This window comes from Calditrichota bacterium, from assembly GCA_014359355.1.
Lineage (GTDB): Bacteria > Zhuqueibacterota > Zhuqueibacteria > JANLFK01 > Oleimicrobiaceae > Oleimicrobium.
This window is the reverse complement of sequence record JACIZP010000053.1, coordinates 21,606-35,335: the sequence shown is the minus strand read 5'-3', so window position 1 is coordinate 35,335 and position 13,730 is coordinate 21,606. Positions and strand designations below refer to the sequence as shown.

General features: G+C 62.0%; 13 protein-coding genes. All 13 read left to right on the top strand.

Annotation, left to right across the window (positions count from 1 at the left end; all coding sequences use genetic code 11):
- A partial coding sequence (locus tag H5U38_02425; GenBank protein MBC7185867.1) for a rubredoxin occupies positions 1-114 on the top strand: 114 nt, incomplete at its 5' end.
- Between the two features lie 53 nt (positions 115-167).
- Positions 168-656, top strand: coding sequence for a ferritin (locus H5U38_02420; GenBank protein ID MBC7185866.1), 489 nt, complete (start codon positions 168-170; stop codon positions 654-656).
- A gap of 49 nt (positions 657-705) precedes the next feature.
- Complete coding sequence (locus tag H5U38_02415) at positions 706-1,068, top strand: desulfoferrodoxin (GenBank protein MBC7185865.1); 363 nt, start codon at positions 706-708, stop codon at positions 1,066-1,068.
- A gap of 91 nt (positions 1,069-1,159) precedes the next feature.
- Positions 1,160-2,524, top strand: coding sequence for a cytochrome ubiquinol oxidase subunit I (locus tag H5U38_02410; GenBank protein MBC7185864.1), 1,365 nt, complete (start codon positions 1,160-1,162; stop codon positions 2,522-2,524).
- Positions 2,520-3,524: a cytochrome d ubiquinol oxidase subunit II gene (gene cydB, locus H5U38_02405; protein ID MBC7185863.1), complete on the top strand. Its 1,005-nt coding sequence runs from the start codon at positions 2,520-2,522 to the stop codon at positions 3,522-3,524. Before H5U38_02410 ends, cydB begins: the two co-directional genes overlap by 5 nt.
- Before the next feature lie 56 nt (positions 3,525-3,580).
- A complete protein-coding gene (locus H5U38_02400; protein MBC7185862.1) occupies positions 3,581-4,564 on the top strand; it encodes a dihydroorotate dehydrogenase-like protein in 984 nt (327 codons plus the stop codon).
- A gap of 15 nt (positions 4,565-4,579) precedes the next feature.
- Positions 4,580-4,765 carry a helix-turn-helix domain-containing protein gene (locus tag H5U38_02395; GenBank protein ID MBC7185861.1) on the top strand — a complete coding sequence of 62 codons (186 nt, stop codon included), beginning with the start codon at positions 4,580-4,582 and terminating at the stop codon, positions 4,763-4,765.
- A 217-nt stretch (positions 4,766-4,982) separates the two neighbouring features.
- Positions 4,983-6,545: an FAD-dependent oxidoreductase gene (locus H5U38_02390; GenBank protein MBC7185860.1), complete on the top strand. Its 1,563-nt coding sequence runs from the start codon at positions 4,983-4,985 to the stop codon at positions 6,543-6,545.
- A 279-nt stretch (positions 6,546-6,824) separates the two neighbouring features.
- Entirely contained in the window at positions 6,825-8,246 is a 1,422-nt protein-coding gene (gene lpdA / locus H5U38_02385; GenBank protein ID MBC7185859.1) for a dihydrolipoyl dehydrogenase, read from the top strand.
- A 185-nt stretch (positions 8,247-8,431) separates the two neighbouring features.
- Positions 8,432-10,123: an alpha-glucan family phosphorylase gene (gene glgP, locus H5U38_02380; protein MBC7185858.1), complete on the top strand. Its 1,692-nt coding sequence runs from the start codon at positions 8,432-8,434 to the stop codon at positions 10,121-10,123.
- A 67-nt stretch (positions 10,124-10,190) separates the two neighbouring features.
- The gene (locus H5U38_02375; protein ID MBC7185857.1) at positions 10,191-11,228 is read left to right on the top strand and encodes a DHH family phosphoesterase; all 1,038 of its coding nucleotides are present in this window, start codon (positions 10,191-10,193) and stop codon (positions 11,226-11,228) included.
- 133 nt (positions 11,229-11,361) lie between these two features.
- Positions 11,362-12,564 (top strand): PP2C family protein-serine/threonine phosphatase, encoded by a 1,203-nt coding sequence (locus H5U38_02370; GenBank protein ID MBC7185856.1) that lies wholly within the window; start codon positions 11,362-11,364, stop codon positions 12,562-12,564.
- A 24-nt stretch (positions 12,565-12,588) separates the two neighbouring features.
- Entirely contained in the window at positions 12,589-13,647 is a 1,059-nt protein-coding gene (gene corA, locus H5U38_02365) for a magnesium/cobalt transporter CorA (GenBank protein ID MBC7185855.1), read from the top strand.
- The last annotated feature ends 83 nt before the right edge of the window (positions 13,648-13,730 follow it).

The following is a 13,730-nucleotide window of genomic DNA, read 5'->3' as shown; positions in this document are numbered from 1 at the left end:
GCCAAGGGCGACCCAGACAGTGGCATAGCGCCAGGAACCCCCTTCGAAGACCTTCCCGAGGATTGGGTCTGTCCGATGTGCGGGGTCGGCAAGGATATGTTTGAGAAAGCATAACCGAAAAGGTGAGTCCCACTTGCGGCAAGCGCGTGGGCATGAGGAGGTTGCGTATGATCAGCAAGAAGATGCAAGAGGCTCTCAATCGACAAGTGAACAGGGAAATGTATTCTGCATACCTGTATCTCTCCATGGCAGCATACAGCGAGCACATCGGTTTGAAGGGGTTCGCTCACTGGTTTGAGGCGCAGTATCGCGAGGAGATGGCGCACGCGATGCGCTTCTACCGCTACATATTCGACCAGGGCGCCAAGGTGACCTTAGAGGCCATCGAAAAGCCGCCTGCGGACTTTGCCTCGCCATTGGCCATGTTCGAGAAGACGCTGGAACACGAGAAGGCGGTCACGAAGATGATTACCGACCTTTTCGAGCTGGCACTGGCCGAGAAGGACCACGCCACGCAGGTCTTCTTGCAGTGGTTCATTACCGAGCAGGTTGAGGAAGAAGCGCACGCGAGTGAGATCCTCGGCAAGTTGAAATTCATCGGCGATCACCCCAACGGATTGTTCATGATAGACCGGGAGCTCGCCTCCCGGCAGTGACGCGAGGATGAGAGAGGTGTTGGCATTCACTTAGCAGATGAGGTGAGTGATGGTACGCTTTGCCGATTATGTGAATCCACCTGAGAAAGAGGGGAAGGAAAAGCACGTGCCGGTCATCGAACTGCCGGCCAAGGTGAAGAGCGGCGAGTCTTTTGCCGTCACCGTGACGGTGGGTAAAGAGGTGCCCCATCCGAACACGATGGAGCACCACATTAAGTGGATCCAGGTGTACGCCGCCATCGAGGGGCGTCCCAACATCGTCCACGTCGCCACCTTTGACGTGGGACCGACCTTCGGGGAGCCCAAGGTGACCTTTACGATGAAGCTGGAAAAGAGTGCGACGCTTATCGCTCTCGAGTACTGCAACATCCACGGCGTGTGGGACAATGCCGTCCAGGTGAAAGTGGAATAGGCCTGGCGGCACCGGCACAATGTGGGACTCGGCGGCAGAGTTGAGCTTGTGGCGTGCTCACTCTGCCGCCAGTTGATGAGAGGGAGCCTGCGTGACTGCCGTTCTGCTTGCACGATTGCAGTTTGCCTTAGCCGTTGGGTTCCACTTCTTCTTTCCACCCCTTACCTTTGGCTTAACCCTCGCCATTTTGGTGCTGGAGACCATCAATCTGCGGCGTGGGCAACAGGTGGCGGGGAGAGCTTCTGCCTTTTTGGTGCGCATCCTTGGGTTAGTCTTCGTGCTCGGCACCGCTACTGGCATCACCCTTGAATTCTCCTTCGGCACTAACTGGTCTCAGTATGCCCGTTTCGTGGGAGATGTGTTTGGCGCGCCCTTGGCTGCCGAGGGGGTGTTCGCCTTCTTCTTAGAGTCTGTTTTCCTCGGGGTGTTGGTCTTTGGCAGGAAGCGCGTGTCGCGTCGTATGTACTGGTGGGCATCGTTCTTGGTGTTTTTCGGCGCGCACCTTTCCGGTCTGTGGATCATCATCGCCAACTCCTGGATGCAGACACCGGCGGGTTTCACTATCGAGGGCGGCAGGGCTGTGCTCGTCGACTTTTGGGCTGCTGCACTTAACCCGTCAACGCTAATTCGCTACGTGCACACCCTGGCTGCGGGGTGGGTGACCGGTTGCCTGTTTGTCGCTGGGGTCGCGGCGCACTATTTGCTCAAGGGACGAGACCAGCAGGAGGCTGCGCTGCTGTTGCGGGTGGCACTGCCGGTGTTCATCGCAGTATCCTTCGCACAAGTGTTGCTTGGGCACCAGCACTCTGTACAGGTGGCGCGCACCCAGCCGGAAAAACTGGCCGCGTTTGAGGCCTTGTGGGAAGGACAGACCCAGGCTCCCCTTGCCCTCTTCGGGGTGCCGCTTACCAGGGAGCAGAGGACCCTCTTCTATGTCGGCATTCCCGGTTTGCTGAGCTGGCTCGTACATGGCGATGCGGATGCACGCATCGCCGGTTTGGCTGACTTTCCTGCAGACGAGCGCCCTCCCGTGCTCCTGCCGTTCCTGTCCTACCACGTCATGATTGCCCTCGGCTTTCTCTTCGTAGGGCTGTCTATCGCCGGACTGATCTTGATGGCTCGGCGACGTGTGCATCAGACGCGGTGGTTTCTCAGGTTCCTGGTCTTTGCGGTACCCCTGCCGCACCTGGCCAATCAGTTCGGGTGGATCGCCGCGGAAGTCGGCAGGCAGCCGTGGGTGGTCTATCGTGTCCTCAGGACGGAGGATGCGGCGTCAGTGGTGGTGGCACGCGGCCAGATTGCCTTTACGCTGCTGATCTTTGCTGTGCTCTATGCGCTTCTCTTTGCGGTTTTCGTGCGCGTGCTGCTTGCACTCATTCGGAAGGGCCCCAGCGGCGTGGTGCCGGCTTCGTCTGCGGCAGGGTCAGTAGGCGAGGTGGCTGATGGCGACCATTGATGTGCTTCGCGTGGCCTGGTATGGGCTCATCGGCCTGCTGTTTGCCGGCTACTCAATTCTTGATGGTTTCGACTTGGGCATCGGGGCGCTCTTTCCGTTCCTGACGAGAACGGAAGATGAAAAGCGCACCCTGTTGCGCAGCATTGCTCCGGTGTGGGACGGCAACGAGGTATGGCTGCTCACCGGTGGGGGGGCGCTTTTCGCCGCGTTCCCGCAGGTCTACGCCACCGTGTTCAGCGGCTTCTACCTGGCATTGATGCTTGTGCTGTGGGCGCTGATTCTGCGCGCGGTGGCACCAGAGTTCCGCGCTCATGACGAAAGGCGCGCCAAGTTCTGGGAGGGCGCGTTCGTGGCGGGCAGCGTGCTTCCCGCAGTGCTCTTCGGCGTGGCCCTGGGAAACCTCGTGGCTGGGGTGCCGCTGGATGGCTCCGGGGAGTACGCAGGCGGCTTCTTCACCTTGCTGCGCCCTTTGCCGATAGTGATTGGTCTGCTGGGTCTGGCTGCCTTCGTGCTGCAGGGTGGCACTTACGCCGCGCTCAAGACCGAGGGCGCGCTGCACGCGAGAGCGATTAAAGCCGTACGGCTGGTGCGGATCGCTTTCTTGCCGCTGTTTCTCCTTGCCGGAGCGCTGACCCTGCGCGCCATCCCCGGTGCAGCAGCGAGACCCTTGGCCTGGTTTGCCGCCGGAGTGGTGCTGATCGCCTTGGGTCTGCTCGGCCCTGCCCTGCGCAAGGGTCTTCACCACGCTTCCTTTTGGCTGTCGTCGGTGGCACTGCTTGGGCTGTGGGGAATTGTGGGAGCAATTCATTTCCCTAACTTGGTGCGGGCTGCGGACCCAGCACAAATGAGCCTGACCATCTACAACGCTTCATCAGGCCTCCTGACGCTCAAAGTGATGACGGTCATCGCCCTGTTGGGAATGCCCATCGTGGTTGCTTACACCATCTACGTCTATCGCGTGTTTCGAGGTAAGGCCTCGGCGGAAGAGGGGCCCTATTGAGCCCTGAACACCGTACGAGCGGCGTCGTCTGGACCGAATGCTTCAGGAGGTAGTCAATGGCCGATCTGTCGACAAAGTACATGGGGATAGACCTGGCAAACCCTTTCATCGTGGCTAGTTGCCGGCTCACCGCCACGGTGGATGGCATCCAGAAGTGCGCAGATGCCGGAGCAGGCGCCGTGGTGCTCAAGTCCCTGTTTGAAGAGCAGATCGATGTGGACACGACCGCATTGGAGGCGCAGACGTGGCTGACCGGCCACACCGAGGCCTTCGAGTATGTGCGAGCGATGGGCATGGCCATGGGCCCGCGGGAGTATGTGGCGCTCATTGAGCAGGCGAAAAAGAAGGTGACCATCCCCATTATCGCCAGCCTGAACTGTGTCGATGGACGGTGGTGGCGCGAGTACGCTCGGCAGATCGCCTCGGCGGGCGCGGACGGCTTGGAGCTGAACATTGCCCTCATGCCGTCGGATGTGCGACGCACAGCGGCGGATATCGAGCGGCACGTCTACGCCATCGTCGAGCAGGTGCGCGAGCACGTGAACCTGCCGCTGGCGGTCAAGATTGGTCCGTACTTCACCTCCATTCCCCAGGTGGCACAGGAGCTGGCCAGACGAGGGGCCGCAGCCCTGGTGCTCTTCAATCGTTTCTACCAGATGGACATTGACGTGGAAAAGCTCGCCGTGGTGGCAGGCAACCGCCTCAGCTCGCCTGATGAGCTCCACCTCCCCTTGCGGTGGATCGCGGTCCTGGCCGGCAGAGTGAACGCCGACCTGGCTGCATCCACCGGCGTCCACGATGGAAAAGGGGCACTGAAGGCAATCCTGGCAGGGGCGACTGTCGTGCAGCTCTGCTCCACCCTTTACAAGAACGGGTTGACTCAGATCCGGCGGATCGAGGAACAGGTGGCAAAATGGCTGGACGAGCACGGTTACAAGACGCTCGCAGAGGTACGCGGCCTGCTGAGCCAAGAGAAGAGCGAGCGACCGGAAGTCTACGAGCGACTGCAGTACATCAAGGCGTTGACCGGCATCGAATAACGAACTGGAGGAGCTATGCCAGACAATAAGGCGAAGGTTATCGAGGCGCTGCAGAAGGCGGGCAAACCCCTGCGGCCGGCGGACATTGTCGCTGCCACAGGCCTGTCCAAGGACGAAGTCGGGAAGCTGCTGAAGGAGCTGAAGAAAGAAGGGAAGGTTACTTCGCCGAAGGCCTGCTTCTACGCACCGGCGGGCAAGTAGCTTCGCCGCGACTGGGTCCGGACCGCGACCGAGCAGCACCTTTGCGCGCTGGACAGCTCAGGGCCCTCGGCAGGAAGGGACGTGCTGTTTCGGGAGTCCTCGATTGGGGCCTGGGTTGACGGCGTGGGGTGGGAGCAGAACACGTGAGCCCCGCCGTGCGCAGTGACTGGAGAGTGGTCAGAAAACTCTGACAGAGCATAACTTGGTGGAGGAGCTGATGACGCAGCACAAGTTGCGGGTGTGTCGCCTGAGCGAGCTGGCCGAAGGTGTACCCACCGCGGTGAAGGTTGGTGACGACGAAGTGCTGCTTGTGCGCATGGGCGGCAGGGTGCACGCCTGCAGCGGGAAGTGCCCCCACTACGGAGCACCGCTGGTGGAGGGCTTTGTCGTGGGGCACGAGGTAGTGTGCCCATGGCACAACGCTCGCTTTGACTTCAGAAATGGCCAGCTTGTTGCCCCTCCGGCTTTGGACGACCTGCCTACGTACGAAGTTGAGATTGACGGCGAAGACGTGTACGTGCAGCGTGCTGCTCCTCGCAGGCCGTCGGCGCGTGTGGGCAAGGAGAAAACCGTCCTCATTGTCGGCGCTGGCGCCGCAGGCGAAGCAGCCGCCGAGACCCTCAGGCACGAGGGGTTCGACGGCCGGGTGGTCATGGTCACCGCCGAGGAGGACCTGCCCTACGACCGACCCAATCTGTCCAAGGAATTTCTGGCAGGCAAGGCCAAGCCCGAGTGGCTGCCGCTGCGCAGCGCGGAGTTCTATCGGGACCAGAGAATCGAGGTGCTGAACAAGACACGCGTGACCGCCATCGACCCGAAGGGGCGAGTGGCGCACCTTGAGCCGGGCGGCAAGTTTCCCTTTGATCTGTGTCTCGTGGCCCCTGGGGGAACGCCTCGCCTTCTTTCTGTGCCAGGGGCAGGGCTGAAAGGCGTCCTCACCTTGCGCACCCTGAGCGATGCCCGCGCCTTAGTGGCCGCCGTGGAGAAGGCAAGCAGCGTGCTCATCGTCGGGGCAGGGTTCATCGGCCTGGAGGCGGCCTCCGCGTTGCGCAGCCGCGGCCTCCAGGTGGAAGTGGTGGCCCCCGAATCTGTGCCCTTGGCTCCTGTGCTCGGTGACGGAGTAGGTAGGTGTTTGCAGGATCTTCACGAAGAGTACGGCGTGCGCTTCCATTTGGGGCGCACAGTGCAGGAGCTGCGCGGCAATGGTGCGGTAGAAGAGGCGATTCTCTCCGACGGCCAGCGCCTGAGGGTCGACGTGGTGCTTGTGGGCATCGGCATCGTGCCTGCCACTGACTTTCTTGCTGGGACAGGCCTGGTGGAACAGGGTGCCATTCCAGTGGACAGCAGACTGGAGACGAAGGCCGCAGGCATCTTTGCAGCTGGGGACGTGGCCGCTGTTCCTGACCCCCGCAGCGGCGTGCGTATTCGTGTTGAACATTGGGCAGTGGCGCAGCGCCAAGGACAGCATGCAGCCCGGGCGATGCTGGGACGCGCCGAGGCCTACCAAGAGGTTCCGTTCTTCTGGACACGGCAGCATGGTGTGGGTCTCAAATACGCCGGCTATGGACACGGCTTTGACAAGGTGCTGTACCGTGGTGACCTGCACGCGCGGCGCTTTCTGGCCGGCTATTTCGCCGGTGGGCGATTGGTGGCCGCCGCAACCATGGGCATGGGAGAGGAATTCGCCGCCACCGAGGCAATTCTCAGGAGGGGGCTGGCGGTAACGCCAGAGCAGTTTCGCGACCTGGGGTTCGACCTGAAAGCTGTCGCGCGCTCGTGAGGGGCACCCGCCCCAAGAGCAGGCTTGCCTTAAGCGCTCTCGGGAGGGTGTCTTCTTCCCCGGGACTTCCTGGGGCGATGCACGATCTCCTTGTCCAGCGTTGTGCACATGGGCGAGTTTGGCATCGGCCTCGGGCAACGGCTTCGATGCCGAGCACGATTTTCGGCAACGCGTGGAGGATTAGAGCCAGCGGAAAGAGATAGCACCGGGCGCCACGATGGCAGCGCACGTCGCCAAGAGGCATCTGGAGCTTGAACGGTGCACTGAGGGAGGTTGCTGATGCAAGAGACACACACGCAGGTGGCAGTTATAGGCGGAGGACCAGGGGGCTACGCTGCGGCCTTTTTGGCTGCGGACCTCGGACTGCAGGTGACCCTCATCGACCCTGAGCGCAATCCGGGCGGAGTGTGCCTGCACCGGGGCTGCATTCCTTCCAAGGCGCTCCTGCATGTGGCCAAGACCATTCGTCTTGCCATGGAGGCAGGAGAGTGGGGGGTGGAGTTTGCACCACCTGCGGTGGATATCGACAAGATTCGCGCTTGGAAAGACGGCGTGGTGGAGAAGCTGACCGCCGGCCTCGGCATATTGACCAGGCAGCGCAAGATCCGCTACCTGCAGGGGGTGGCCACATTGAAAAGCGCCCACAGTTTGCAGGTGAAGACCGTAGCCGGCGGCAGCGAAGAGCTCACGTTCGACTATGCAATCCTGGCCACTGGTTCGCGTTCGGCGACCGTGCCGGCCTTGCGCCTGGACTCGCCCCGCGTATGGGATTCGACCGCCGCCTTGGAGCTGCGCTGGCTGCCGAAGACGCTCCTTGTAGTGGGAGGCGGCTACATCGGGCTGGAGTTGGGAAGTGTCTACGCTGCCTTGGGGAGCCGGGTATCGGTGGTGGAGATGATGCCGGACCTGTTGCCGGGCACGGACAAGGACCTTGTGGCAGCCTTCAAGAAGAGTGCAGAGAAGCTCTTTGAGGCGATCATGCTCCAGACCACCGTTGCCCGCATGCGCGAGACGGAGGCTGGCATCGAAGTGGCCTTCGAGGGGAACAGCGCGCCGCAGGCGGAGGTCACGTACGAGGCGGTGCTGGTCGCCGTGGGCAGAAAGCCGAACTCCGAGGGGCTTGGCCTGGAGAACACGAAGGTCCAGGTGGATAAGGGTGGCTTTTTGGTGGTCGACCAGCAGCGGCGCACGGCTGAGCCGTCGCTCTTTGCCATAGGCGACCTGGTTGGCGGTCCGATGTTGGCGCACAAGGCCTCGCACGAGGGGCGCGTGGCCGCCGAAGTCATCGCCGGGGGGGACGTCAGCTTTGACCCGCGCGCCATCCCCGCAGTGGTGTACATTGATCCAGAGATCGCCTACTGTGGCCTCACCGAGGCGCAAGCGGCCGCGACGCAGCGCCCCGTGCAGGTGGCCAAGTTCCCCTGGGCCGCATCGGGACGCGCGCTCACCATGGGGAGGAGCGATGGTCTGACCAAGCTCCTCATCGATCCAGCCACGGAAAAGGTGCTCGGCATGGGGTTGGTAGGCCCTGAGGCGGGCGAGCTCATTGCCGAGGGCGTGGTTGCCATGGAAATGGGCGCCTCGGCAGCGGATCTTGCCAAGTCCATCCACCCACATCCAACGCTTTCGGAGACGATCATGGAGGCGGCCGAGGTGTTCTATGGCCTGAGCACCCACATCTATCGCCCGCGCCGCAAGTAGACACGGCAGCATCAGGGCGAGGGCTGACGGCGGAGCGCGGAGAATTCTCCTTGCAAAGCTCCGCCGTTTGTTGTATTTTGAGGGCGCTCAGAAGCGCGGTGTCGCTCTTGACGAAGTGGCGATGGGTCAACGAGCACAACGCGTGCTGCTCATAGCTACACGGGACCATCAACACAGGGAGAACCATGGCAAAGGAAGTCGTCGCGTACTTTTCAATGGAAGTCGGTCTGGAGCAGGAGATCCCCACTTACAGCGGCGGCTTGGGCGTACTGGCGGGCGATACCATTCGCTCCGCAGCGGCCATGCGCGTACCTCTGGTGGCGGTCACCCTTCTCCACCGCAAAGGCTACTTCCGGCAGGAGTTGGATGACCAGGGCCGCCAGGTGGAACGACCCGTGGTGTGGGATGTGGAGAGCCACTTAGTGGAGACCAAGGCGCGCGTTCCCCTCACCATCGAGGGGCGGACGGTGTATGTGCGCGCTTGGAAGTATGTGGTCTGTGGCGCCAGTGGCTTTGGCGTGCCGGTCTACTTCTTGGACACGGACCTGCCGGAGAACAGCGACTGGGATCGCACGCTGACCCACTATCTCTATGGTGGCGATGCGTACTATCGGCTGTGCCAGGAGGCGGTGCTGGGGATCGCTGGGGTGCGCATCTTGCGCGCCCTGGGCCACCAGCACGTCATCCGCTACCACATGAACGAGGGGCACGCTGCACTCCTGACCTTGGAACTGCTGGCTGACCGCATGCGCCAACAGGGCAAGGACCGTCCCGATGAGGAAGACATCGATGCCGTGCGGCGCCTATGCGTGTTTACCACGCACACGCCGGTTCCGGCTGGCCACGACAAGTTCGACCTTGGCCTGGTGCAGCGCGTGCTGGGCGCGCATGAGACTATGCGCTTCCCAGAGCTCTACTCGCACGAGGGCGTGCTGAACATGACCTTCTTGGCATTGAACCTCAGCCACTACATCAATGGCGTGGCCAAGCGGCACCAGGAGGTCTCTCGCCACATGTTCGCCCAATACAGCATCGACTCCATCACCAACGGGGTGGATGTGGCCATGTGGGCCTCTGCACCGTTTCAGGAGCTCTTCGACGCCTACATCCCTGGCTGGCGGGACGATAGCTTCAGCCTTCGCTATGCGCTCAGCATCCCGCGGGCGCGCATTTGGGAGGCGCACATGGCCATCAAGCGGCGGCTCATCGACCGGGTGAACGAAGAGACTGGCGCAGGCATGACCTACGAAGCCTTTACCTTGGGTTTCGCCCGCAGGGCTACGGCTTACAAGCGGGCTGACCTCATCTTCCGCGACACGGCCCGTCTACGGCAGATCGCCGCGAAGGCTGGCCCACTGCAAATCATCTTCGCCGGCAAGGCTCACCCGCGCGATGAAGAGGGCAAGCAGCTCATCATGCGCATCTTTCGGGCAAAGGAAGAGCTCAAGGACGCCATTCGCATCGCTTACCTGCCCAACTATGAGATCGAGCTTGCCAAGCTCATGGTGGCCGGCGTGGATGTGTGGCTCAACACGCCCATTCCGCCCTTGGAGGCATCTGGCACCAGCGGCATGAAGGCTGCCGTCAACGGTGTGCCGTCGCTGAGCATTCTGGACGGCTGGTGGATCGAGGGGTGTATTGAGGGGAAGACTGGGTGGGCCATCGGCTGCCCCGTCCTGGATACCAGCGTGCCGAACAATCCAGACGCCGACGCTGCCGCATTGTACGACAAGCTGGAAAAGGTGGTGATGCCTCTGTTCTACAAGAAGCGCAAAGACTTTCAGGAGGTGATGGCGCACGCCATTGCCTTGAACGGCTCGTTTTTCAACACCCAGCGCATGGTTCTGCAATACGTCCAGAAGGCGTATTTTCTGTAGAAGCCTCTTTGCCTGATGATCGCGGGGGAATGTTCTGGAGAATCGGCCCGGGGAGCAGAGAGCGTATATGGCTCAGGAGATGGCACAGGGAGCGCTGACCGAACTGGATAGTCTCTTCACCGGACAGAGGACGCTGCTCATCCTGACGCACAACAACCCGGACCCCGACGCGCTGGCAAGCGGCATGGCACTGCGCTACTTGGCTGAGCGGCGGTATGGTCTGCGGGCCACGCTTTCCTACGAAGGCTTCGTCTGGCGAGCTGAGAACCAGGCGTTAGTGCGGGAACTGCACATTCGCCTCAGGAAGGGTGGGGCGCGCCGGGCGCACCGCTTTGACCGAGTGGCGGTGGTCGACGCGCAGCCGGGAGCCGGCAACGTGCAACTGCCCGCCCACGTGACCTGCCACCTGGTCATTGACCACCATGCCCGCCAGCGGCGATTGCAGGCCCAGGTTGCCCTCATCGACCGCGAGGTAGGGGCCACTGCCACTCTGTTGTTGGAGCTTATCCAGGCGGCGGGTCTGCCGCTGACTGCCGATCTTGCCACCGGATTGAGCTATGCGATTCGCTCGGAGACGCAGGATCTGGGCCGCGAGGCTTCGCCTCGGGACGTGCGCGCCTACTATGCGGTCCTGCCGCTGTCCAGTGCCCGCAAACTGGCGCGCATCATTCACCCAAAGCTGCCGCGCGCCTACTTTGCCGTATTGGCACGCACCTTAGCGCGCGCTCGCATCTTTCGCCACGTCCTCACGGCCAACATAGGGGAGGTGCCTGGGCCGGACGTGGTCGCCGAGATGGCAGATATGCTGCTCCGCTGTGCGCGCGTGAGCTGGGCGCTGTGCACCGGCCGGTTTGGCGGTAACCTTGTGCTGTCGGTGCGTGCCTCCTCGCCACGCGCCCGCGCAGACAAGCTGATCAAGGCGCTGGTGCCGGATCCTCGCAACGCAGGGGGGCACGACACCTTCGCCGGCGGGCTCATTGCCTTGGACTCGACTGAACCGGCCAAGGTCGCGGCGATCGAGGAGCGGGTGTGCCGTGAATTTGCCCGCCGTCTGGGCTACGAGGTCACCGAATGGAAGGCGCTCATTGCGGATGACAAGGCCTGAGCAGCCAAGCGACCACGAACTGGGTACGCCTTGGCGGGCGGAACGGCCGGGCTGCCGGCGTCGTAGAAGGACACAAACAGCTGCGACGGCGGAAAGCGGCGTGCAGCGCAACAGAAGAGCGGAGCATTGAGCAATGGCCGAACCCAAGACTTTCTACCGCGAGTTAGACGCCATCCTCGGCAAGATTCGCATCGGCAAGCGAGGGCAGAACTTCCTGGCCCAGATTCTGGGGGAGCTCACCGAACGTTTCGGCGAGGCGTTGCAGTTTTCCGCAAGCCACCTGTACGAGCTGCGTGGTAACGAGTTTGTGTTGGTCAAGTCCTATCGCGCCGCGCTCGGCCGGCAGGTGGCTCCTCGCCTTCCGGCCGATGACGAGGCGGTGCGCCGCATCCTGACGAACGGCAGCTTCATTTTTGATGACCCGACGCTGGCCCAGCACTTCGAAGTCGGGCCGGGCGGCGGACAGTACATCATCCCTGCGGGCATCTACGTGCACAGCACTGAGCGGCGGTGGCTGTTCATCTTTGACCTGCGCAGCGGCTGGGTACGTGAGGAAGTGCTTCTCTTCCTCAATTCGGTGCGCACCGCCCTCAACTACCGCTTGTTTGCGGAAACCATGAACACAGAACTGCAGCAGGCTGCACAGATTCAGCAAACCCTCCTTCCGAAGGACGTCCCCCGTGTGCAAGGCTACGAGATCGCCGGCTGCTCCAGACCGGCAGAATTGGTGGGAGGTGACTTTTACGACTTTTTCCAATTTGACGAAGATAGCTTTGGCGTGGCTGTGGGCGATGCCAGTGGCCACGGGCTGGTAGCTGCCCTCCTCACCCGCGACGTGGTGGTCGGCTTGCGCATGGGCTTGGCCAAGGAGATGCGCATTGCCCACACCGTGGAGAAGCTCAATCAGGTCATGCAGGCCGCGGCCTACCCGACGACTTTTGTCTCGCTCTTTATCGGCGAGGTGGAATGGGACGGGCATTTCTTCTACGTCAACGCTGGCCACCCTGCGCCCTTCATCGTGGGCGACGGCGAGATCCGCGACCTCCCTGCCACCGGGGTGCCTCTCGGCTTCGTGCCGCAGTTGCATGTCAATCGTGCCTACGCCTATCTCGAAAAGGGCTCGGTGCTAGTGCTGTACAGCGATGGCATCATTGAGCGGGTGAGCTGCGACGGAGAACAGTTCGGCCTCCCCCGGCTGAAGCAGCTGGTGCGCGAGCAACGAGCTATGAGGGCAGAGCAGATCTTGAAGGTCGTCTTTGAGCAGGTGTTTGAGTTCGGTGCCCGGGCACCGTGGGAGGACGACGCCACGCTGGTAATCATCAAGCGGACCGAATGAGACAAACAGGGGAGGCGTGCTGCCATGACAAAACGCGCCGCTAAGCGGTCCAGCAAGATCGGCCTTCCTCCTGGTACGCTCGTCCACATCGGCGAACAGAAGGTAGCCGAGGTCACGGTGGACATGTGGGACTACAACCGGAGGACCTGTGTGGTGCACCGCTCGGTGCACCTGTCCCAGGCTGGCCCGCCGCGGCCAGGTCTCTGCCGCTGGGTGACGGTCACCGGCCTGCAGGATACCGAGATTCTGGAGGGGATCGGCCGACAGTGGGGCATCCATCCCTTGGTGCTCGAAGATGTGGCCAACACAAGCCAGAGGCCAAAGGTCGACCTTTTCGACGAGTACGTGTTTCTGGTGCTGAGGCTTGTGGACCACGGCAGGGAAGTCGGGTTGGGCAGCGACCAGGTCAGCCTCATTCTCTGTGAGCGAGGAGTGCTCACCTTTGTCGAGCGTCCCACCGACGTGTTCGGCCCCGTGATCGAGCGCCTGGGAAACAGCAAAGGGAGGCTCCGTAACTCGGGGCCCGACTACCTCTTCTACGCTCTGGTGGACGTGCTGATAGACCGACACTTTCTCGTCCTGGAGAAGGTGGCGGAGGATATCGAGGCCCTCACTGAGAAGGTACTGCATGATGTGGGGCCTTCGCCCATCCAGGAGATTCATAGCCTGAAGACGGACTTGCTCAACCTGCGCAAGGAAGTGTGGCCCCTGCGCGAGGTGATCGGCGTGCTTGCCCGCGGCGAAGCGCCCTTGGTGACCGAGGCGACCACTGTGTACTTCCGAGACGCCTACGACCACACCATCCAAATCGCCGACAGCATAGAGAGCTACCGCGAGATGGCGACCAGCCTCCTGGAAATCTATCTCTCCTCACTCAATAACCGCATGAACGAAGTGATGAAGATGCTCACCATCATCGCCACGGTGTTTATCCCCTTGTCCTTTATTGCCGGAATCTACGGGATGAATTTTCCCCACATGCCGGAGCTGCAGTGGCGATGGGGGTACCCGGCGGTGCTGGCTCTGATGGCGGTGGTAGCCGGCGTCATGCTGCTCCATTTCCGGCGCCGCCATTGGCTGTGACAAAGAGGCTTTAGCTGAACGGAGAGGAGAGGTGAAAAGTCGGCAGGTATCGCGGACCCTTGTGCAAGGCCCTTCAGACCAAC

Coding starts and splice junctions, on each gene's coding strand:
- H5U38_02420 (MBC7185866.1), top strand. CDS start 168: ATGATCAGCAAGAAGATGCAAGAGGCTCTCAATCGACAAGTGAACAGG.
- H5U38_02415 (MBC7185865.1), top strand. CDS start 706: ATGGTACGCTTTGCCGATTATGTGAATCCACCTGAGAAAGAGGGGAAG.
- H5U38_02400 (MBC7185862.1), top strand. CDS start 3,581: ATGGCCGATCTGTCGACAAAGTACATGGGGATAGACCTGGCAAACCCT.
- H5U38_02395 (MBC7185861.1), top strand. CDS start 4,580: ATGCCAGACAATAAGGCGAAGGTTATCGAGGCGCTGCAGAAGGCGGGC.
- H5U38_02390 (MBC7185860.1), top strand. CDS start 4,983: ATGACGCAGCACAAGTTGCGGGTGTGTCGCCTGAGCGAGCTGGCCGAA.
- lpdA (MBC7185859.1), top strand. CDS start 6,825: ATGCAAGAGACACACACGCAGGTGGCAGTTATAGGCGGAGGACCAGGG.
- glgP (MBC7185858.1), top strand. CDS start 8,432: ATGGCAAAGGAAGTCGTCGCGTACTTTTCAATGGAAGTCGGTCTGGAG.
- H5U38_02375 (MBC7185857.1), top strand. CDS start 10,191: ATGGCTCAGGAGATGGCACAGGGAGCGCTGACCGAACTGGATAGTCTC.
- H5U38_02370 (MBC7185856.1), top strand. CDS start 11,362: ATGGCCGAACCCAAGACTTTCTACCGCGAGTTAGACGCCATCCTCGGC.
- corA (MBC7185855.1), top strand. CDS start 12,589: ATGACAAAACGCGCCGCTAAGCGGTCCAGCAAGATCGGCCTTCCTCCT.